Below are 20,344 nucleotides of genomic sequence, written 5' to 3'. Positions count from 1 at the left end.
GCGGTGTTGCTCCGTTAGCGGTGGCTGGACATGAACTGTTTGCAGCGCGCCGACTGGGGGTTTTCGAAAACCTGTTGCGGCGTTCCCTGCTCTTCTACCAGGCCCTGGTGGAGGAATACCACCTCGCTGGAAACCTGGCGGGCGAAGCTCATTTCGTGGGTGACCAGCAGCATGGTCCGGCCCTCTTCGGCGAGCGCACGGATCACGTTAAGCACTTCCTGTACCATTTCCGGGTCGAGCGCCGAGGTGGGCTCGTCGAACAGGATCACCTTGGGTTGCATGGCCAGGGTCCGGGCGATGGCCGCGCGTTGCTGCTGGCCGCCGGAAAGTTGCGCGGGATAGCTGTGGCGCTTGTCGGCGATGCCGACCTTGGCCAGTAGGCCCTCGGCGATCTCGATCGCTTCGGCCTTGCTCTTGCCCAGTACGCGACGTGGCGCCTCGATCACGTTGTCGAGGATGCTCATGTGCGGCCACAGGTTGAAATTCTGGAAGACGAAACCGAGTTCGCTGCGCAGCCGGTTGATCTGCTGGCTGTCGGCGGCGACCAGGTCGCCGTTCTTGCTCTTCTTCAGGCGCAGCTCTTCGCCGGAGACCAGGATCTGGCCCTGGTGCGGGTTCTCCAGCAGGTTGATGCAGCGCAGGAAGGTGGATTTGCCCGAGCCGGACGATCCGAGGATGGAGATCACGTCGCCGTCGCGGGCGGTGAGGGAGATGCCCTTGAGCACTTCGAGGTCGCCGTAGCGCTTGTGCAGGTTACGGATTTCCAGTGCGGGGGTGGCCTCGGCCATGGATTTTCCTCTTGTTATTCGGATTGGAAGGGCCTTCCTGGCGAAGGCAAGCTAGCACAGCGCTTCAACCGGAGCCAAGCAGGCTGCGTGCCTCTGGAGCGGGGTTGGCGGCATCTTGTCGCATCGCTGCAGTGCGCTGTCGCGTAGGAACAAAACTGTCGGCTTTCGAAGAAAACTCCTGGCGAACCCTGACCTGAAGCAGAGCCTGGAGGTCGGTGTGCGCCCCGTTCCCGGGCATGCGGGACCGCCTATGGAGCCGCCGGCGGCTGCTCCGCGCGCGGCTCCGCCAGCACCTTGGCGGCGGCCAGCGGCGGCGGTGGGGTGATGCCCATCGACACATAGATGCTGGTGAAGGTGTCCATGCCGATCTGTGCCGGTTTCACCCATTCCACCGGAACGTAGAGCAGGCCGCCGCCCACCGGGATCGGCGCGGTCGGCACCAGGATCGCGTAGTGCGCGCGGCCGTCCAGTTCCACCGCTTCGGGGTTGGGCATCAGCGCCAGCACGGCGGCGCCGTCGCCGCCGAAGAAACACCACACCGGACTCATCGCGGCGATGTCGGCGTCCTGCTTCTTGTCCAGCAGGCCGACGAAACGGTCGGCCAGGTTGTACAGGTTGCCGATCAGCGGGGTGCGCCGCAGGGTCAGGTCGAACAGGTTGGCCAGCGGCCGCTTCAGGCCTAGCTGTACGCCGAGGCCAAGCAGGTAGATGGCTACCAGCAGTAGCGCGGTACCGAGCAGGTAGGCCAGTGGCGAATCGCCGGCGAGCGGCTGGCCGATGGCGGCGAAGCCGCGACCGATCAGGCTGGATGGCCCGACGAAGCGGTTCAGCAAGCTGACCACCCAGGCCAGCAAGGCTAGGGTGAGTACCAGCGGCAGCATCACCAGCAGGCCGGCGAGCCAGGTGGTGAGCAGGGAGTTGAAGCTTTTCTTCAGCATCGATCGGGGGTCCGGACAAGGTCCGCCTAGTCTATCGGCACTGCCTGGCTCACGCTCGGCCGTTCGCCGGGATGGGCGAAAGATCCGCCGCGGCGATTCGTCATTCCTTGTAGGCTGTGCGAGTCGCGTTCATTCCAGCAGGCCTTCACGGAGGGCGTATGGCGGAGAGAAAGACCCTGTTGCTGACCGGGGCGAGCCGCGGTATCGGGCATGCCACGGTGAAGTACTTCAATGCCGCGGGTTGGCGGGTGTTCACCGCGTCGCGGCAGAGCTGGGCCAGCGAATGTCCCTGGGCGGACGGCGAGGAAAACCACATCCATCTGGACCTGGAGGACATTCCCGGCGTCGAGGCCAGCCTGGAACTGATCCGCGAGAAGCTTGGCGACGGCCGGCTCCACGCGCTGGTGGACAATGCCGGCATCTCGCCCAAGGGCGAAGGCGGCGAGCGCCTCGGTGTGCTGGAAACCGACTACGCCACCTGGCTGCGGGTGTTCAACGTCAACCTGTTCTCCACCGCGCTGCTGGCGCGCGGCCTGTTCGCCGAGCTGAAGGCGGCGCAGGGAACGGTGATCAACGTGACCTCCATCGCCGGCTCGAAGGTGCATCCGTTCGCCGGGGTGGCCTACGCCACTTCCAAGGCGGCGTTGTCCGCGCTGACCCGCGAGATGGCCCACGACTTCGGCCCGCATGGGGTGCGGGTGAACGCCATCGCGCCGGGGGAGATCGACACCTCGATCCTGTCGCCGGGCACCGAGGAGATCGTCGAGCGCAGCATCCCGCTGCACCGCCTCGGCCGGCCGGAGGAGATCGCTTCGCTGATCTACTTCCTCTGCACCAGCGGTGCATCCTACGTGAATGGCGCGGAAATCCACGTCAACGGCGGGCAGCACGTCTAGGCGAACGGCGGAAAGCAAAAAGGCCCACCCGGAGGTGAGCCTTTTCGTCGTATTCATGGTGCCCAGGGACGGAATCGAACCGCCGACACGGGGATTTTCAATCCCCTGCTCTACCAACTGAGCTACCTGGGCAACGGGGCGCAATTAAACGGGTTTAGCGCGGCAGTGTCAACACCGGCGAAGAAATTTTTTTTGTTTTTTAACGCCTTACGATCCCCTCGCGGTTTCCGCCGGACTGCCGGGCCTCAGTTCCAGGCCTGGCGTTCCTCGTCGCGCAGCTCCACCGGCAGGCTTCGGCCTTCCTCGGCGGAGCGTCGTGCCAACTCCAGCAGGGCCATCAGCGCGCAGGCCTGTTGCGCCGACACCGGGTTGCGCGACTGGCCGCGGATGGCGGCGGCCAGCGCCTGGTAGTAGCGGCTCTGGTCGCCTGCCGGGGTGACCAGCGACTGGCGCAGGCCCTGGCCATCGATGTGCTGCAGCAGGTCGGGATCGCGGCCCCAGCCGGCGGAACCGGGGTGCAGTCCCTGGAGCAGTTGCGCTTCCTGGATGTCGGCGCCGGCCTTGAGCAGGCTGCCGTGGTCGCCGTGCACATTGAAGCGTGGCGCCGGATTGGCGGCGAGCATGCTGGCGCGCAGCGCTACCTGGCAGTGCGGATAATCGAGCAGGACCTCGAACCAGTCGTCGGTCTGCGCACCCTCGCGCAGCCGGCGCAGGTGTCCGTGCACACGCTGCGGTATGCCGAACAGGCACAGTGCCTGGTCGAGCAGGTGCGGGCCGAGGTCGAACCACAGCCCGGAGCCGGGCAGGTCGTGTTCGCGCCAGCGGTCGCGGACCTGCGGACGGAAGCGCTCGATGGCCGACTCGAAGTAGCGCACCGGGCCGATGCTGCCGGCCTGCAGGGCGGCCTCCACGGCGAGGAAGTCGCTGTCGAAGCGCCGGTTCTGGAACACCGAGAGGACCTGCCCAGGCCGTTCACGGGCGAGGTCGGCGAGGCGCCGGGCTTCGGCCAGGGTGACGGTGAACGGCTTGTCCACCACCACGTGCTTGCCGGCGCGCAAGGCCCGTTCGGCGAGGCTGGCGTGGGTGGCATTGGGCGAGGCGATGACCACCAGGTCGATGTCGGCGGCCTCGATGGCCTCATCCGGATCGGCGCTGACCCGGGCTTCGGGCAGGTCGGCGTGCACCCGCCCAGGGTCGCGGGAGACCACGTGCTCCAGGCACAACGCCGGTACCGCGCGGATCAGCGGGGCGTGGAAGGTCTTGCCGGCGAAGCCGTAGCCGATCAGCGCGGTGCGGATCGGAGGCAGGCCAGAGAGGGATGGGGTCATGGCGGCCTCCGTTGGGCGGGGTGGGGGTCAGGCGGATGGCGGCACGTAGCCGTCGGCCTTGGCGTAGTCCTCGCCGGAGAGGAACTTGTCCATCTCCTGCTGGAGGAACTTGCGGTCCTCGGCGTTCATCATGTTCAGGCGACGCTCGTTGATCAGCATGGTCTGGTGCTTCTGCCACTCGTCCCAGGCCTTGCGCGACACGTTGTTGTAGATGTCCTCGCCCTTCGCGCCAGGATACGGCGGGCGGTCGAGGCCGGGCAGCTCTTCGTGGTACTTGCGGCACATCACGGTGCGGCTCATGGTCGTTCTCCTGCAGTTGCCGCCGGGCCCGCGGGCCCGGCATTCACGCGGTCGTGCCGCGTCCGAGTTCCTGTTCTGCGCGCTTGAGCAGCTTCTTCACCGGAGCGGCGAGGCCCAGGCGCGGCGGGGTGGCGAGGTTATACCAGAGCCAGTCGCCCTCGGCCACGGCGCGCGGAGCGCCTTCCACCGCCACCAGCCAGGGCTCGATGGCGAGCTGGAAATGACTGAAGGTATGGGTCAGGCCGCTCAGTTCGCGGCGCTCGCCGAGGGCCAGGGAATGGCGCGCGGCGAGCGGTTCGAGGCCGTCGAGGTCGTCCAGTTCGGGGAGGCTCCAGAGCCCGCCCCAGAGTCCGCTGGAAGGCCGCCGGTAGAGCAGTATGGCGCCGTCGCGGTTGGCCAGGATCGGCATCAGCGTGCGCTTCTGCGGCAACGCCTTGCGCGGCTTGGGCTGCGGATAATCGGCTTCGCGGCCGAGCAGGTGCGCGCGGCAGCCGGAGACCAGCGGGCAAAGCAGGCAACTGGGCTTGCTGCGCGTGCAGAGGGTGGCGCCGAGGTCCATCATCGCCTGGGTGTAGTGGTTGACCCGTGCGTGCGGGGTGAAGCGTTCGGCGGCTTCCCACAGCGCCCTGGCCACCTTCGGTTCGCCGGGATAGCCGTCCTGCGCCAGGTAGCGCGCCAGTACGCGCTTGACGTTGCCGTCGAGGATCGGTGCGCGCAGGCCCATCGACAGGCTGGCGATGGCTCCAGCGGTGGAGCGGCCGATACCGGGCAGTTCGGCGAGTTGCTCGACGTCGCGGGGAAACTCCCCCGCATGCCGCTCGACCACGATCTGCGCGGTCTTGTGCAGGTTGCGCGCACGGCTGTAGTAGCCGAGCCCGGTCCACAGGTGCAGGACTTCGTCCTCGGCCGCCGCGGCCAGTGCCTCGACGTCGGGCAACGCTGCCATGAAACGGTCGAAGTAACCGAGCACGGTGCTGACCTGGGTCTGCTGCAGCATGATTTCCGAGACCCACACCCGGTAGGGGGTGATGCCCTGCTGCCAGGGCAGATCCTTGCGACCGTGACGGTCGTACCAGTCGAGGACCGCGCCGTTGAAGCCTTCAGGTGTCATTTGCGGTTGAACAGCCCTTTGAGTGCGTCTTTCAGCTCCGGACTGACCTTGTCGCCGAGCTTCTCTTCGAGTTTTTCGTTGAGGCGATTGCCGGCCAGTTTCGCGGCGACCTTACCCATGCCTTCCTTGTCCAGGCGGCAGGCCTTGGCGCCGAGTTCCAGCGGGCCGCGGCAGAGCAGCGGCCATTCGATGCCGGCGTAGCGCTGGTTGACCTGGCAGGCCGGGTCCGGCATGTCGCTCTTGTCGCCCTGGATCTCCACGCCGATGCGATAGTCCATGCCCAGCACGCGCAGGTCGATATCGCCGTGGCCGCTGACCGCCAGGCCGGGAATGGCCACTTTCAGGTCAGGGTTGCTGGCCACGCCGTTGGTGAAGTTCAGGCTGCCCTTGAGCTCGCGGAAAGGCGTGTCCTTGCCGCCGTGAGTACCGGCAAGGGCCTTGCGGTTGAGGGTAGCGATGCCCTGGCAGAGCTGTTGCTCCAGGTTGGCGTCGGGCAGCACGCCGTTGATCAGGCTGAAGCGTGCGTTGCCGTTGAGATGGTCGATCCAGGATTTCTCGCTGTTGCCGCTGGTGCGGATGTCGGCATCGAGGTCGAGCAGCCCCTTCACCGGCGGTTTCTTGCCCTGGGCTTCGAGCAGGCGCTCCACCGGCACGTTGGCGATGTGCTTGGTGGCGGTCAGCACGGCGCTGTCCTGGCGTACATCGAGGTTGGCCTTGGCGTTGAAGCGGCCGTTGTACAGCCCGCCGCGCATGTCGTCGAGGCTGATCACGCCGCCCTGGCCGCGCAGCTTCAGGCTGGCGTCGTCGATCGGCAGCTTCTCGACGGTCAGCCGGCCGAAGTTCAGCGCCACGTCCAGGTCGAGCTTGCGCAGGGTCGCGATGGGCAGCAGCGGCGCGTCGCTCCAGGCCTGCCTGGTCGGTTTTTCCGGTAGCGGCGTGTTGCCCTGGGCGGCACTGGCCACGGTGGCGTCGACTTCCGCCTTGCGCGTGGCGCTGGCGGCATCCTGGGCTTGCTTGGCCTTGGCCGGCAGGTAGCGGTCGAGGTCGAGCTTGTCGCCCTTGAGCTGGGCGCGCAGCGATTGCCTGGCGAAATCGGCGATGCCGAAGCGGCCGCTGAAGGCAGTGTCGTCCAGACCCAGCTTGAGGTCTTCGAGATTCAGGCTGTTGCGGCTGCCGGCCAGGCGGGTGTTCAGCTCGAACTTGCCGAGGGTGTTGGCATCGGCCATGGCCGGCAGGGTCACACCGATGCCGGCGAGGAACTCGCGCAGGTTCATCGGCGCGATCGACAGGCCGCCGCTGAACTTGGTGTCCTTGTCCAGCTCGCGGGCCTTCAGTTCGCCGAGGGCGCGCAACTGGTTGACGCTCAGCTTCAGGCCGTTCCACTCGGCGATCTGCGCCGACTGGTCGAGCAGCAACTGGCCCTGGGCGGAGAAGGTGGCGGTCTTGCCTTGCAGCGGCTCGCCCGAGGCTTCGCCGGAGAGCCTGGCGTCTTCCAGTTGGTAGCGCCTGAGCGCGGTGTCGAAGCGCAGGTTGCCGGTCAGCTCGGTCTTGACCCGTACCACCGGCTGGTTGGTGCCGAGGTAGGCGTTGAGCTTCAGCGGAATGCTGCTGCCTTCGCGAATGGCGCCGGTGCTCAGCTCGATGCCCTCGACGTTGTACTGCTTGCCGCTGGCTTCGTCGGTATAGGTGACGCGGGCGTTGTTGACGTTGAGGCTGTCGATGTCGAGCTTGATCGGGGTGCGCGGGCTGTCGTTCTGCGGCGCCTGCTCCGGTGCCTGCGCCTGGGCGCCCTTGCCGTCCGCTGCCGGCGGGGTGGCGGAAGGAGCGGCCGGGGCCTGGGGCTGGGCCGGCTTGCCGATGTTTTCCCAGTTGCCCTTGCCCTGCTTGTCGCGGACCAGGTCCAGGCTCAGGCCTTCGACGCGGATCGCGCTCATCTGCACGTCCTTGCGCAGCAGCGGCAGGACCCGCACCGACAGGCCGAGCATCTGCAGGTCGGCGAACGGCTTGGTCGGCGTGGCGGCGCTGGCGATGCTGGTGTCGTGCAGTTCCAGGCCCAGCCAGGGGAACAGGCTCCAGCCGATGTCGCCCTTCAGGTCCAGCTCCAGGTTGGCCTTGTCGCGGGCGATCTGGCGGATTTCGTCCTTGTAGTCATTGGGATCGAACAGGTGGGTCAGGGCGAAGCCCAGGGCCACGACGAGCAGTAAGAGTCCCAGGAAGAACAGCCCCAGGACCTTGCCGAATGCTTTCATGGACGAATCCTTTGTGCTGGCAGCGGTGAATGTGCGGGCGAGTATAACAACGCCGTTTTGCCAGGCCGACCCTGCGCGCGGCGAAACCTCGTCTCAGAGTGCGCGGGCGACCCGTTCGGCGAGCGCCAGGCTGGCGGTGAGGCCGGGCGACTCGATGCCGAACAGGTTGACCAGGCCGGGCAGGCCGTGTTCGGCAGGGGTTTGGATGATGAAGTCGGCGGCGGGTTCCCCCGGCCCGCCGAGCTTGGGCCGGATGCCGGCGTAGCCGGCGGCCAGGCGCCGAGGATCGATGCCGGGGAAGTAGCGCGAGATGGCCTGGGCGAAGGCGGGGCGGAGGGATTCGTCGACGCGGTAGTCGAGGTTGTCCACGTAATTCACGTCGGGACCGAAGCGCAACTGGCCGCCGAGGTCGAGGGTGGCGTGGATGCCGAGCCCGGCGGTGCGCGCCTCGGGCATCGGGTAGACCAGGTGGCGGAACGGCGAGCGGCCGCTGTAGGAGAAATAGCGCCCCTGGCACAGGTGCAGCGCCGGCACCAGGCGCGGATCGAGGCCTTCGGTGCGTTGCGCCAGCGCCTGGGCGAACAGGCCGCCGGCATTGACCACCCAGCCCGCGCGCAACCGGAACGCTTCGCCGACGCTCTGTCCTTCGGCGCGCCAGCCGCCGGCGTGGCGCTCCAGGCGGTCGACCCGGGTGTCCAGCGCCAGTTGTGCGCCGTGGCGTTCGGCGACGGCCTGCAGCGATTGCAGGTAGGCGTGGCTGTCGATGATTCCCGTGCTCGGCGAGAGCAGGGCGGCGACCCCGCGGACCTGGGGCTCCAGCGCGCGCAGCGTGGTGCCGTCCAGCGGCATCAGGTCGTCGACCCCGCAGGCGCGTGCGTTGGCCGCCAGGGCCTGGAGCCTCTCGCGCTCGTTTTCCTCCACCGCCACCAGCAGCTTGCCGATGCGCCGGTGGCCGACGCCGTGGCGGGCGCACCAGGCGTACAGGCGTTCGCGGCCTTCCAGGCAGAGATCGGCCTTGAGCGAGCCGGGCGGGTAGTAGAGGCCGGCGTGGATCACTTCGGAATTGCGACTGGAGGTGTGGCTACCGACCAGCCGTTCGCGCTCCGCCACCAGTACGCCGTGGCCGGCTTCGGCCAGGCGCGCGGCGCAGGCCAGGCCGAGGGCGCCGGCGCCGACTACCAGTACGTCGACGTCGTTCATGCGTCGCTGGCTGCGCGCTGCAGCACGGCGATGATCGCTGCCCGCGCCTGCGGGCTGTTCTTCCAGCAACTGGAGCCGGTCAGGGCCGCGCCCTGGGCGAGGATACTCGCGGCGTCGCAGTCGCGCAGCCGGACGAAGCTGTCCAGGCCCATCTGCTCCAGGCGTTGCAGCACGGTCGGGCCGACCCCCTTGAGGGCAAGCAGGGCGGCGCGTTCGGCGGAGGAAAAGGACATGGCGAAGCTCCGTGGCGGGGACCGCCACCGAGCATATCAGAGGCTGTCCAGCGGCAGCCCGTGGCGTGCCGCGAGGGCACGGGCCTCCAGGTGCCCGTCCGGGGCGACCAGGCGCAGCGGCTTGCCGGCTTCGGCAGCCAGGCGCCGGGCCTCGTCGAGGAGGCGTCGGCCGACCCCGCGGCCGCGGGTGATGCCGCGCACGCAAAGGTGCGACAGCTGCCAGGCGTCGTCGCCGCGCCGCAGCAGGGCGGCACCCAGCAGGCGGTCGTTGAAGCGCCCGGCGATCAGCTCGCCGGCGGCCAGCCCGGCCGCGACCAGCGCCGCGCCGTCGGCATGCGGGGCGAACAGCCAGTCCGGCGCGTCGGCGTAGATCTTCGCCAGGTCCAGGCGATCCTGGGCGCTGGGTTGGGCGAGGGTTTCGACGATCACGGGCATGCGGCTCTCCGCGGCGGGAAGAAAGGAGCGCAGTGTAAGGCCTGGCCCGCCGCCCGTGGGGCGATTCGCGCCGACGGTCGCGGCTGGCAGCGCCAGCCCGGGCCTGCCTATAATGCTGGCCCTCTTATAATTACGTGCAGTGTTAGCTGTGGAGCTGGTGATGGCCGAACGCAAGGCATCCGTCGCGCGCGACACCCTGGAGACCCAGATCAAGGTCTCCATCGACCTGGATGGGACCGGCAAGGCCCGGTTCGATACCGGGGTTCCCTTCCTTGACCACATGATGGACCAGATCGCCCGCCACGGCCTGATCGACCTGGACATCGAGTGCAAGGGCGACCTGCATATCGACGATCACCACACCGTCGAGGACATCGGCATCACCCTCGGCCAGGCCTTCGCCAAGGCCATCGGCGACAAGAAGGGCATCCGCCGCTACGGCCACGCCTACGTGCCCCTCGACGAGGCGCTGTCGCGGGTGGTCATCGACTTCTCCGGGCGGCCCGGCCTGCAGATGCACGTTCCCTTTACCCGTGCCAGCGTCGGCGGCTTCGACGTCGACCTGTTCATGGAATTCTTCCAGGGCTTCGTCAACCACGCCCAGGTGACCCTGCACATCGACAACCTGCGCGGGCACAACACCCACCACCAGATCGAGACCGTGTTCAAGGCCTTCGGCCGCGCGCTGCGCATGGCCATCGAGCTGGACGAGCGGATGGCCGGGCAGATGCCGTCGACCAAAGGGTGCCTGTGATGCAGACGGTAGCCGTGATCGACTACGGCATGGGCAACCTGCACTCGGTGGCCAAGGCCCTTGAGCACGTCGGTGCCGGCCGGGTGCTGGTTAGCAGCGACGCGGCGGTGATCCGCGAGGCCGACCGGGTGGTGTTCCCCGGGGTTGGCGCGATCCGCGACTGCATGGCCGAGATCCGCCGCCTGGGCTTCGACGCCCTGGTCCGCGAGGTCAGCCAGGACCGCCCGTTCCTCGGCATCTGCGTCGGCATGCAGGCATTGCTGGAGCGCAGCGAGGAGAACGACGGGGTCGACTGCATCGGTCTGTTCCCCGGCCAGGTGCGCTTCTTCGGCAAGGACCTGCACGAAGCCGGCGAGCACCTGAAGGTGCCGCACATGGGCTGGAACCAGGTGAGCCAGGCGGTGGAGCACCCGTTGTGGCACGAGATTCCCGACCAGGCGCGCTTCTACTTCGTGCACAGCTATTACATCGAGGCCGGTAACCCGCGCCAGGTGGTGGGGCACGGGCACTACGGCGTCGATTTCGCCGCCGCGCTGGCCGAAGGCTCGCGTTTCGCCGTGCAGTTCCACCCGGAAAAGAGCCATACCCACGGCCTGCAACTGCTGCAGAACTTCGTGGCCTGGGACGGGCGCTGGTAGGTCATGGCCAGGGCGAAGAGCAATACGCCGATCCTCCAGCTGGACGCCGCGCAGACTCAGGACGCGGTACTGGCGATCAAGCGCTTCATGGAGGACCGCTTCGAACTGGAGCTGGGTTCCTTCGAAGCCGAGGAACTGCTCGATTTCTTCGCCCGCGAGTTCGCCCCGTACTTCTACAACAAGGCCATCCTCGACGTGCAGTCGTACCTGAAGGAACGGTTCGAAAGCATCGAGAGCGATGTCTGGGCGCTGGAAAAGAGTTGAGTTTCCGCGCGCCTGTCCACCGAATACAGACTTGAACAGGGTTCACCGATGCTGATCATTCCCGCGATCGACTTGAAAGACGGCGCCTGCGTGCGTCTGCGCCAGGGCCTGATGGAAGACGCCACGGTCTTCTCCGACGATCCGGTGGCGATGGCCGCCAAATGGGTCGATGGCGGTTGCCGCCGCCTGCACCTGGTGGACCTGAACGGCGCTTTCGAAGGCAAGCCGGTCAACGGCGAGGTGGTCACCGCCATCGCCCGTCGCTACCCGGACCTGCCGATCCAGATCGGCGGCGGCATCCGCTCGCTGGAAACCATCGAGCATTACGTTCGCGCCGGCGTCAGCTACGTCATCATCGGCACCAAGGCGGTCAAGCAGCCTGAGTTCGTCGGCGAGGCCTGCCGCGCCTTCCCGGGCAAGGTCATCGTCGGCCTGGATGCCAAGGACGGTTTCGTCGCCACCGACGGCTGGGCCGAGGTCAGCGAAGTCCAGGTGATCGACCTGGCTCGTCGCTTCGAGGCCGACGGGGTGTCCGCCATCGTCTACACGGATATTTCCAAGGACGGCATGATGCAGGGCTGCAACGTCGAGGCTACCGCCGCGCTGGCCAATGCCACGCGGATCCCGGTGATCGCCTCCGGCGGCATCCACAATCTCGGCGACATCCAGAAGCTGCTGGACGCCCGCACCCCGGGGATCATCGGCGCCATCACCGGCCGGGCGATCTACGAAGGCACCCTGGACGTGGCCGAAGCCCAGGCGCTGTGCGACAACTTCAAGGCCTGAGGCGAACCGCATGGCACTGGCAAAACGCATCATCCCCTGCCTCGACGTGGACAACGGCCGAGTGGTCAAGGGCGTCAAGTTCGAGAACATCCGCGACGCCGGCGACCCGGTCGAGATCGCTCGCCGCTACGACGAGCAGGGTGCTGACGAGATCACCTTCCTCGATATCACCGCCAGCGTCGACGGGCGCGACACCACCCTGCATACCGTCGAGCGCATGGCTAGCCAGGTGTTCATTCCGCTGACCGTGGGCGGCGGCGTACGCAGCGTGCAGGACATCCGCAACCTGTTGAATGCCGGCGCGGACAAGGTCTCGATCAACACCGCCGCGGTGTTCAACCCCGAGTTCGTCGGTGAGGCCGCCGACCGCTTCGGCTCGCAGTGCATCGTGGTCGCCATCGACGCGAAGAAGGTTTCCGCCCCGGGCGAGGCGCCGCGCTGGGAAATCTTCACCCATGGCGGGCGCAAGCCCACCGGGCTGGATGCCGTGCTCTGGGCGAAGAAGATGGAAGACCTGGGCGCTGGCGAGATTCTCCTGACCAGCATGGACCAGGACGGCGTGAAGAGCGGTTACGACCTGGGCGTGACCCGCGCCATCAGCGAGGCGGTGAACGTGCCGGTGATCGCTTCCGGCGGCGTCGGTAACCTGGAGCACCTGGCCGCCGGCATCCTCGAGGGCAAGGCCGACGCGGTGCTCGCGGCGAGCATCTTCCACTTCGGCGAGTACACCGTGCCGGAAGCCAAGGCCTACCTGGCCAGCCGCGGTATCGTGGTGCGCTGAGGNCACAGGGCCGGTGATCGGCTAGCCATTCCTGAGCGCGAGTCGACACTCGCGCGGCTTTCTTTCAGGTACAGTCACGCCCCCCGCATCAGGTGCCGCTAGAGCGCCGATGCCCTGCCATAACGACAAACATTGCGACCGACAGGGAGTCCTCCATGTCCATCTTCCGTCTGGCTCTCGGCTGCGTCGGCAGCCTGGCCCTGCTATGCGCTAGCGCCCTGGCGCGCGCCGAAACCCTGGTCCTGCTGACCGAGAACCTGGTGCCGTTCAACATGGCGGTGAACGGCGGTAACTACGCCAAGGACGATGGCATCAGCGGCATCAGCACCGATACCGTGCGCGCCGCCTGCGAGCGCGCGCAGATCGAGTGCCAGCTGATCCTGCGCTTCCCCTGGGACCGGGTCTACCAGCAGGCGCTGAGCGAGCCCGGCTATGGCGTGTTTTCCACCGCCCGTACGCCGGAGCGCGAGGACAAGTTCAAGTGGGTCGGCCCGCTGGCGGTCAACGACTGGGTACTGATGGCTCGCGGCGACAGCAGCATCCACCTGAACAGCCTGGAAGACGCCGCGCGCTACCGGATCGGCGGCTACAAGAACGACGCCATCAGTCAGCACCTGGTCGACCGCGGCCTGCAGGTGCAACTGGCGCTGCGCGACAACGAGAACGTCGACAAGCTGGCCAGTGGGCAGATCGATCTCTGGGTCACCGCCGATCCGAGCGGGCGCTACGTCGCCCAGCGCGAGGGCCTCAAGGAGGTGAAGGTGGTCCAGCGTTTCCATACCGCCGAGCTGTTCCTGGCGCTGAACAAGGACACCCCGGACGAGCTGGTGCAGAAGTTGCAAACGGCGGTCGACGCGCTGCGCAGCGAAGGCTTGTTGAAGCAGATCCGCGAGCGCTACTGACGCCTCGCCGGCGATGCTGGCAAAAGGCTGGCCTGGCGGCGCGGCGCTGGTTATTCTGCCTCGCTCCAGGCCCCTGACAGGATGACAACAATGCAAAGAAGCCTGCTCTTCGCGCTGCTCGCAACCCTGCTGCTGGTCGGCGGCGCGCGCGCCGAAACCGATCCCGACTACAGCATGGTCCTGCTCACGGAGAACTTCCCGCCGTACAACATGGCGATCAACGGCAAGAACTTCGCCCAGGAAGACAACATCGACGGCATCGCCGTGGATATCGTCCGCGAGATGTTCAAGCGCGCCGGCATCAAGTACAGCCTGACCCTGCGTTTCCCCTGGGACCGCATCTACAAGCTGGCGCTGGAGAAGCCCGGCTACGGGGTGTTCGTCACCGCCCGCCTGGCCGAGCGCGAGGACAAGTTCAAGTGGGTTGGTCCGATCGGCCCGGACGACTGGGTGCTGCTGGCCAAGGGCGACAGCCCGATCACCCTGGGCAGCCTGGACGAGGCGAAGAAATACCGGATCGGCGCCTACAAGGGCGATGCCATCGCCGAGTTCCTCGGCAAGAACGGTTTCGAGGCCGACCTGGCGCTACGCGACCAGGAAAACGCGCAGAAGCTGGTCAAGGGCCAGATCGACCTCTGGGCCAGCGGCGATCCCGCCGGGCGCTACCTGGCCAAGCAGGAAGGCGTGACCGGCCTGAAGACGGTGCTGCGCTTCAACAGCGACCAGCTGTACCTGGCGCTCAACCGCGAGACTCCCGACGAAGTGGTGCAGAAGCTCCAGGCAGCCCTGGACGGCATGCGCAAGGAAGGTTTCGTCGAGGACATCCTCAACAGCTATCTCTGATTCGCTCCGTCCGGCCAACAGGGGGCCGGGCGGGGAAACGCCTTTGCCGGCCCCGCCGGCAATGCCATGGAAGGCCGACGAGCCAGGTATTTCGTCCTGACGCAGGGATGCCGCTAGCCAATAACGATAACCAAGCGAGCGGTGTGACCATGCTGAAAGTCCTGATCCAGACCCTGATCCTGGGGGTGTTGCTGGGGGCCTCCGCGGCCCGTGCCGAATTGCCCGCCGACTACAAGGTGGTGCTGCTGACCGAGAACTTCCCGCCCTTCAACATGGCGGTGGACGACAAGAACTTCGCCCGCGACGATGGCATCGACGGCATCAGTGCCGACATCGTCCGGGAGATGTTCAGGCGCGCCGGCATCGGCTATTCCCTGAGCCTGCGCTTCCCCTGGGACCGCCTGTACCGGTTGACCCTGGACAAGCCCGGCTACGGGCTGTTCTCCATGACCTACACCCCCGAGCGGGTGCCGCAGTTCAAATGGGTCGGCCCGCTGGCCGACACCAGTTGGGTGTTGCTGGCGCCGGCCGGCAGCAAGATCGCCGTGAAGAATCTCAAGGACGCCGCCCGCTACAAGCTCGGCGCCTACAAGAACGACGCGGTCAGCCAGCACCTGGAGGCCCAGGGCATCCCGGTGATCAACGCCCTGCGCGACCAGGAAAACGTGAAGAAGCTTACCGGCGGGCAGATCGACCTGTGGGCCACCACCGATCCGGTCGGCCGCTACCTGGCCAAGCAGGAAGGCGTGTCCGGCCTGCAGACGGTGCTGCGTTTCAACGAGGCCAAGCTCTACCTGGCGTTGAACAAGGACACTCCGGACGAGGTGGTGGAGCGCCTGCAAAAGGCCCTGGAGCAGATGCGCCAGGAAGGCTTCGTCGACGAAGCCGTCGCCAACTACCTCTGACTGGCGGGCGCCCCTCCGCCGGCGCGGCGAGGGGGCTCAGTTCAGGTCGTAGGCCTGGACGCCGAGGTCGCGGCTGTCGTACCAGTTGCCGCGGGCCCAGAACACCCGGTCGTGCGCCTCGTCGAAGCCGAGCACGCCGAGGTAGCCGGCGATGTCCAGGCGGCGCCAGGATGAGCCCCAGTCGTCCGAGTAGTACACCGCGTTGGCGGAGACGCTCGCCGGCTCCTCGTCGGGATACAGCCACAGCGGCACTTCGTAGTGGCTCATGGTGTTGGCCAGCAGCACATTCCTGCCCATGTAGAACTCGCGCAGCCCGGAACTGGACGGCAGGGGCCAGAACGGGCTGGGCAGCTTGCCGGTGATCTTCCATTCGAGCGCGTCGCGATCGAGCTCGGCGATCAGCGAGCGCGATTCGTCCGGGTGATCGAGCACTGCGATAACCCGACCGTCCGTGTTCTGTTCCAGGCGCTCGACGGCCACGCCGTCGGTGCGCCGGATCGCGCCCATCCGCCAGCGTCCGCCCTCGCGGCGCAGTTCGGCCTGGGTGGTGACCAATATCGAGCTGGTCAGGTAGCGCCCCTCGGGTGGGCCATAGCGGAAGGTCTGGCTTACCCAGATCGCGGCACGCTCCGCGTCCAGTTGAGCGACGTGTGCCTTGATCTGCCCGTGCTTGCCGTTGTAGTCGCCCCAGCTGACGCCGTTCGGCGCCAACTCGCGGGCGTAGGCGAGGTCGACCAGCAGCGGCGCGGAGGTGGCGATCGACTCGACACTGGCGCCGCGGTCGGGCGAATAGAACAGCCCGCTCGGCTGGCCGGGTTCCCGGCCGCCATCGGCACCGCCGTATTCGAAATCACCCCAGACCCAGACTTCGTCCTTGCCGTGGAAGCGCGGTGCGAGAGCCCAGCCCAGTCGATTCGCCTCGGCCATGAAGCCTTCCTCGAGCCGCCGCCAGCTCTTGCCCTGGTCGTCGCTGCGCAGCACCACTGTCTGCTCGCGCTGACCGTTGTCCTTGCCCGGGCGCCGCAGGCCGGTGAGCAGGAAGACGCTGGAACCGTCCGGCGTGACTTCCAGGCAGGCGGTCTCGCCGAGCCGCGCCACTTCGTGGAACACGCCGTCCGCGCCCAGGCGCGAGACATAGGTGGTTTCCGGATCGCCGCCGGATAGCAGCATGCCGTTGAGGAAGTTGAAGAGGTGGGGTTCGGACTCTTCTTCCCTGGGCTGGGCGGCCGCCACCAGGTCCAGGTCGATGACGCCCTCGGGCAGAGCCTGCTCGTCGCGGCCGACCTCGCGCCGGCCTACCAGCCAGGTGCCGGCGGGCGTCGCCCGCACGCCGGTGCAGAATTGCTCCATGGCGCGCTGGTCGATGTTCTCGACCTTGCCGACGGTGCTCTCGCCGGGGCTGGCGCCGCCTATCTCGAACTTGGCGCTGGTGAGGATCCAGATGAAACCGAGGGGAATCGCGCCTGCGACCAGCAGGGCGGCGGCGAGCAGGGGCATGGGAGGGGAAGGGCGGGCCATCGGTGCGTCCGTGCAGGAATGACGAGGACGTCACCTTAACCGCTGCCGCGACGCCGGTAAACCCGGCTTCAGTGCGGCGCCTGGCGTGGGTTGACGTTGCGGTTGCCGCGCTCGCCGATGAGCATCTGCGGCGGTACCAGCTCGATGCCCTGGGCGCGCAGCTTCGGCAGCTCCCGCGCCAGCACGTCGAGGGTGGCCTTGTGCGGGTGGCCGATGAGCAACGCCGAACCCTGCTTGCGGGCCAGGGCGACGCCGGCCTGCAGTTGTGCGGAGACCGCTTCCGGTGTGGCTTCGTTGTCGAGGAACACATCGCGCGAGACGCTCGCCAGGCCGATCCGCTGCGCCTCGCTGGCGGCCACGGTGGCGGCGCTGGTGCGGCTGTCGACCAGGTACAGGCCGCGACGCTGGAGTTCCTCGGCGAGCCAGGCCATCGCCGGGCGCACCGCGGTCATGCGGCTGCCCTCGTGGTTGTTCAGGCCTTGCACGAACGGCACCTTGGCCAGCGCCGCGTCCAGCCGCCGCGCACGCTCTTCCTGGGTCAGCTCCGGCCGCCAGGCGTAGGGACCGCCGGCCGGGTCCATCGGCATGTGCAGGATCACCGTGCGCCCGCGCTGGTGCGCCTCGCGGGCCAGTTCGGCGGCATGCGGGGTTTCCGGGATGATCGCCAGGGTTACGCCGGGGGGCAGGTCGAGGACCCGGCGGTCGCGCGCCAGGTTCTGCCCGAGGTCATCGATGACCACGGTCAGCAGCGGCGGGCGCTGGTAGGGGGCGGGGTCCTGGCGGGCCTGGGCCTGGTTGAACAGCAGGCACAGGCCCAGCAGGGCAACGCGAAACGCCGACATCAGTTGCCGCGGGTGACGCTCAGGCCTTTCAGCAGGCTAAGGGCCTGGCTGAGCTGGTAGTCGGAATCCTGCGGGCGCTCGCTCGGCGCGGCACGCTTGCCGGTGGGGCGGTCGGCACCGCCGTTGCCGTTGGCCAGGTGGCCCTGCAGGTCGGCTTCCTTGAAGCCCTCGAAGCTGCTCCGCTCCTGGGTCACCTTGGCGCGTCCGACTTCGATGTCCGGAACGATGCCCTGGGCCTGGATGGAGCGCCCGTTGGGGGTGTAGTAGAGCGCGGTGGTGAGCTTCAGGGCGCGGTCGTTGTTCAGCGGCAGCACGGTCTGCACCGAGCCCTTGCCGAAGCTGTCGGTGCCCATCAGGATCGCGCGCTTCTGGTCCTGCAGGGCACCGGCGACGATTTCCGCCGCCGAGGCGCTGCCACCGTTGATCAGCACCACCAGCGGAACCTTGTCGCTGGGATCGGCCGGGTCGGCGCTGAAGCGCAGCTCGGAGTTGGCGATGCGGCCCTTGGTGTAGACGATCAGGCCCTTGGTGAGGAAGGCGTCGGCTACCTCGACGGCGGACTGCAGCACGCCGCCGGGGTTGTTGCGCAGGTCCAGGACCAGGCCCTTGAGACGGCCCTTGTTGTCCTTGCGCAGCTGGTTCAGCGCCTTGACCACTTCCTCGCCGGTGTTGACCTGGAACTGGGTGATGCGCAGGTAGGCGTAGCCGGGTTCGAGGACCTGGCTCTTGACACTCTTGACCTTGATGATGGCGCGCTTGAGTTCGACGTCGAACGGTCTGCCGCCATCGCGGACGATGGTCAGGGTGATCGGGGAGCCGGCCTTGCCGCGCATGCTGTCGACCGCTTCGGTCATCGACTGGCCCTTGGTCGGCTTGCCGTCGATCTGCACGATCAGGTCGCCGGGCTGGATGCCGGCGCGGGCCGCGGGGGTGTCGTCGATCGGCGAGACCACCTTGATGAAGCCGTCTTCGCTGCCGACCTCGATGCCCAGGCCGCCGAACTCGCCGCTGGTGCTTTCCTGCAGCTCGGCGAAGTCCTCCGGGCCGAGGTAGGCGGAGTGCGGGTCGAGGTTGCTGAGCATGCCCTTGATGGCGTTCTCCAGCAGGGTCTTGTCGTCCACTGGCTCGACATAGGCGGCCTTCACCCGGTCGAGAACCTCGGCGAAGGTACGCAGCTCGTCGAGGGGCAGCGGGGCACTGCTACCGTTGGCCAGTGGCGCGGCGTCGGCCGGGGCGTCGGCAGCCTGGGCCGCGCCCGCGCCGAGCAGCAGGGCCAGCGCCAGGGTGGTGGGACGGAAGCAATGCAGCATGTTCAGCTCCTAATCACGAGTTCGGCGCCTATCCCTGTGCGCGGCACCAGGTAGTAGGGTCCGCCGGGCGGCCCTGATGGCGAATGGCGAAGTACACGGCCGGGCTACTCTGGCCGCCGCTGGTTCCAACGGTGGCGATCGGGTCTCCGGCCTTCACGGTGTCGCCGGCGTCTTTCAGCAGGCTTTGATTATGGCCATAAAGGCTGAGGTAGCCGCCACCGTGGTCGAGGATGACCAACAGGCCGGCTCCGCGCAACCAGTCGGCGAATACCACGCGTCCGCCGTGCACCGCGCGGACGGTGCTGCCGGCGCTCGCCGAAATCAGTACGCCGTCCCATTTCGCCCGCGGATCGTCGCCGCGCTGGCTGCCGAAGCGCGCCACGACGCGGCCATTCACCGGCCACGGCAGCTTGCCGCGGGCCGAGCCGAACGCGCCGCCGTAGACCGCGCCAGTGCTTGAGACCAGCGGGCCCGGCGCAGGTTCGCGCGGCGGGCTGGTGACTCGTCCGGGGGCGGCCTGCTGCTGGCGCGCACGCTCGCGTTCGGCGGCCAGCGCGCGCTGGCGCTCGCGCTCCGCCGCGGCGGCGGCTTCGCGGGCCTGGCGGGCCAGGGTTTCCTCGATGGTCCGCAGTACCTTGGCCAGCTCGGCCTGGTCCTGTTGGCGGGACTTGAGCTTCTGGTCGCGTTCGCGGTAGTCGCTGTTCAGCTTGGCCAGGGCTTGCTGGCGCTCCTTGCGGGTCGCTGCCAGCGCCTCGCGGCGGCTGTCCAGCTCGCCTTGCTTGCTCAGTTGTTCGGCTTTCTGCGCAGAGATGTCCTGCTCGACGTTGGCCAGCTGGCGGAGGGTTTCGTTGAAGCTGGCGAGCTGTTCGAGACGGGCTTTGTTGATGTAGTCGTAGTAGGTGAGGGTGCGGCTGAATTTTTCCGGGTGTTCCTGGTTCAGCAGCAGCTTCAGGTATTCCTCGCGTCCACTCTGGTAGGCCGCGCGGGCCTGGATGGCGAGGAGGCGCTGCTGCTCAATGCGCGCGTCCTGGAGTTTTTTTTTCTCCCCATCCAGCCGTTTCAGCTCGGCTTCGCTCTTGTCCAGCTCGTCCTGCAGGGCCTTGATCTGTTTTTCCAGGTCGCCCATCTCGGTCTCGGTGGACTTCAGCTGCTTCTGCACGCCGCTCTTTTCCTGCTGGATGCCGTCCAGCAGCTTCTTCAGCTCGCCGATGTCCTTCTGCGTCTGTTCCAGCTGGCGTTGGGTGTCGGCGCGCTCGTCGGCGAAGGCCGGAGCGAGACAGGCGAGGGATAGCAGGAGAGGAAGGAGGCGGAGCATGGGGTGGC

General features: G+C 67.5%; 22 protein-coding genes and 1 tRNA gene. 9 read left to right on the top strand and 14 right to left on the bottom strand.

Annotation, left to right across the window (positions count from 1 at the left end; genetic code table 11):
* Positions 1-14: 14 nt before the first annotated feature.
* Positions 15-788, bottom strand: a complete 774-nt coding sequence (locus ACTJJX_RS26675) for an ABC transporter ATP-binding protein (RefSeq protein WP_003096153.1) — start codon at positions 786-788, stop codon at positions 15-17.
* A 248-nt stretch (positions 789-1,036) separates the two neighbouring features.
* Positions 1,037-1,726, bottom strand: a complete 690-nt coding sequence (locus ACTJJX_RS26670; RefSeq protein WP_003105540.1) for a DUF502 domain-containing protein — start codon at positions 1,724-1,726, stop codon at positions 1,037-1,039.
* Between the two features lie 158 nt (positions 1,727-1,884).
* Here ACTJJX_RS26670 and ACTJJX_RS26665 point away from each other — a divergent pair, with 158 nt between their 5' ends.
* Positions 1,885-2,622, top strand: coding sequence for an SDR family NAD(P)-dependent oxidoreductase (locus ACTJJX_RS26665; protein WP_003096148.1), 738 nt, complete (start codon positions 1,885-1,887; stop codon positions 2,620-2,622).
* Positions 2,623-2,678: 56 nt separating this feature from the next.
* Here ACTJJX_RS26665 and ACTJJX_RS26660 read toward each other — a convergent pair.
* The 8 genes from ACTJJX_RS26660 to ACTJJX_RS26625 form a co-directional block, all read right to left on the bottom strand.
* Positions 2,679-2,754: transfer RNA gene (locus ACTJJX_RS26660), tRNA-Phe, on the bottom strand.
* Between the two features lie 113 nt (positions 2,755-2,867).
* Positions 2,868-3,950 (bottom strand): oxidoreductase, encoded by a 1,083-nt coding sequence (locus tag ACTJJX_RS26655; RefSeq protein WP_003105538.1) that lies wholly within the window; start codon positions 3,948-3,950, stop codon positions 2,868-2,870.
* 27 nt (positions 3,951-3,977) lie between these two features.
* The gene (locus ACTJJX_RS26650) at positions 3,978-4,250 is read right to left on the bottom strand and encodes an oxidative damage protection protein (RefSeq protein WP_003096100.1); all 273 of its coding nucleotides are present in this window, start codon (positions 4,248-4,250) and stop codon (positions 3,978-3,980) included.
* 43 nt (positions 4,251-4,293) lie between these two features.
* Positions 4,294-5,361, bottom strand: a complete 1,068-nt coding sequence (gene mutY, locus ACTJJX_RS26645) for an A/G-specific adenine glycosylase (RefSeq protein WP_003096098.1) — start codon at positions 5,359-5,361, stop codon at positions 4,294-4,296.
* Positions 5,358-7,610, bottom strand: a complete 2,253-nt coding sequence (locus tag ACTJJX_RS26640) for an AsmA family protein (RefSeq protein ID WP_003105535.1) — start codon at positions 7,608-7,610, stop codon at positions 5,358-5,360. The genes mutY and ACTJJX_RS26640 overlap by 4 nt, the downstream gene beginning before the upstream one ends.
* Before the next feature lie 93 nt (positions 7,611-7,703).
* Entirely contained in the window at positions 7,704-8,810 is a 1,107-nt protein-coding gene (locus tag ACTJJX_RS26635; protein ID WP_003123650.1) for an NAD(P)/FAD-dependent oxidoreductase, read from the bottom strand.
* Positions 8,807-9,043 carry a hypothetical protein gene (locus ACTJJX_RS26630; RefSeq protein ID WP_003121252.1) on the bottom strand — a complete coding sequence of 79 codons (237 nt, stop codon included), beginning with the start codon at positions 9,041-9,043 and terminating at the stop codon, positions 8,807-8,809. Before ACTJJX_RS26630 ends, ACTJJX_RS26635 begins: the two co-directional genes overlap by 4 nt.
* Positions 9,044-9,079: 36 nt before the next feature.
* Positions 9,080-9,478 carry an acetyl-CoA sensor PanZ family protein gene (locus tag ACTJJX_RS26625; RefSeq protein ID WP_003112623.1) on the bottom strand — a complete coding sequence of 133 codons (399 nt, stop codon included), beginning with the start codon at positions 9,476-9,478 and terminating at the stop codon, positions 9,080-9,082.
* 160 nt (positions 9,479-9,638) lie between these two features.
* Here ACTJJX_RS26625 and hisB point away from each other — a divergent pair, with 160 nt between their 5' ends.
* From hisB to ACTJJX_RS26585, 8 genes are all read left to right on the top strand, one after another.
* Positions 9,639-10,232, top strand: coding sequence for an imidazoleglycerol-phosphate dehydratase HisB (gene hisB / locus ACTJJX_RS26620; RefSeq protein ID WP_003096088.1), 594 nt, complete (start codon positions 9,639-9,641; stop codon positions 10,230-10,232).
* Positions 10,232-10,870, top strand: coding sequence for an imidazole glycerol phosphate synthase subunit HisH (gene hisH / locus ACTJJX_RS26615; protein ID WP_003096087.1), 639 nt, complete (start codon positions 10,232-10,234; stop codon positions 10,868-10,870). The genes hisB and hisH overlap by 1 nt, the downstream gene beginning before the upstream one ends.
* A gap of 3 nt (positions 10,871-10,873) precedes the next feature.
* On the top strand, positions 10,874-11,134 hold the full coding sequence (locus tag ACTJJX_RS26610) for a DUF2164 domain-containing protein (protein ID WP_003112624.1): 261 nt from the start codon (positions 10,874-10,876) through the stop codon (positions 11,132-11,134).
* Positions 11,135-11,182: 48 nt separating this feature from the next.
* Positions 11,183-11,920 (top strand): 1-(5-phosphoribosyl)-5-[(5-phosphoribosylamino)methylideneamino]imidazole-4-carboxamide isomerase, encoded by a 738-nt coding sequence (gene hisA / locus ACTJJX_RS26605; protein WP_003106336.1) that lies wholly within the window; start codon positions 11,183-11,185, stop codon positions 11,918-11,920.
* A gap of 10 nt (positions 11,921-11,930) precedes the next feature.
* Entirely contained in the window at positions 11,931-12,701 is a 771-nt protein-coding gene (gene hisF, locus ACTJJX_RS26600) for an imidazole glycerol phosphate synthase subunit HisF (RefSeq protein ID WP_003106334.1), read from the top strand.
* Between the two features lie 155 nt (positions 12,702-12,856).
* Entirely contained in the window at positions 12,857-13,603 is a 747-nt protein-coding gene (locus ACTJJX_RS26595) for a substrate-binding periplasmic protein (RefSeq protein WP_003106332.1), read from the top strand.
* Positions 13,604-13,693: 90 nt separating this feature from the next.
* A complete protein-coding gene (locus ACTJJX_RS26590; RefSeq protein WP_003106330.1) occupies positions 13,694-14,446 on the top strand; it encodes a substrate-binding periplasmic protein in 753 nt (250 codons plus the stop codon).
* Positions 14,447-14,595: 149 nt separating this feature from the next.
* A complete protein-coding gene (locus ACTJJX_RS26585) occupies positions 14,596-15,351 on the top strand; it encodes a substrate-binding periplasmic protein (protein WP_003096075.1) in 756 nt (251 codons plus the stop codon).
* Between the two features lie 36 nt (positions 15,352-15,387).
* Here ACTJJX_RS26585 and ACTJJX_RS26580 read toward each other — a convergent pair whose 3' ends face one another.
* The 4 genes from ACTJJX_RS26580 to ACTJJX_RS26565 form a co-directional block, all read right to left on the bottom strand.
* Positions 15,388-16,869: a hypothetical protein gene (locus tag ACTJJX_RS26580; RefSeq protein ID WP_016852229.1), complete on the bottom strand. Its 1,482-nt coding sequence runs from the start codon at positions 16,867-16,869 to the stop codon at positions 15,388-15,390.
* Positions 16,870-16,937: 68 nt separating this feature from the next.
* Positions 16,938-17,711, bottom strand: coding sequence for a divergent polysaccharide deacetylase family protein (locus tag ACTJJX_RS26575; RefSeq protein ID WP_003118013.1), 774 nt, complete (start codon positions 17,709-17,711; stop codon positions 16,938-16,940).
* Positions 17,711-19,021, bottom strand: a complete 1,311-nt coding sequence (gene cptA / locus ACTJJX_RS26570; RefSeq protein ID WP_003096067.1) for a proteolytic complex protein CptA — start codon at positions 19,019-19,021, stop codon at positions 17,711-17,713. The genes ACTJJX_RS26575 and cptA overlap by 1 nt, the downstream gene beginning before the upstream one ends.
* 28 nt (positions 19,022-19,049) lie before the next feature.
* A complete protein-coding gene (locus ACTJJX_RS26565) occupies positions 19,050-20,336 on the bottom strand; it encodes a murein hydrolase activator EnvC family protein (RefSeq protein ID WP_003123645.1) in 1,287 nt (428 codons plus the stop codon).
* Positions 20,337-20,344 lie beyond the last annotated feature (8 nt).

Origin of the sequence: Pseudomonas sp. 22490 (assembly GCF_052044465.1) — a bacterium.
Taxonomy (GTDB): Bacteria; Pseudomonadota; Gammaproteobacteria; order Pseudomonadales; family Pseudomonadaceae; genus Pseudomonas; species Pseudomonas aeruginosa.
This window is presented reverse-complemented; position numbering and strand designations above follow the sequence as displayed.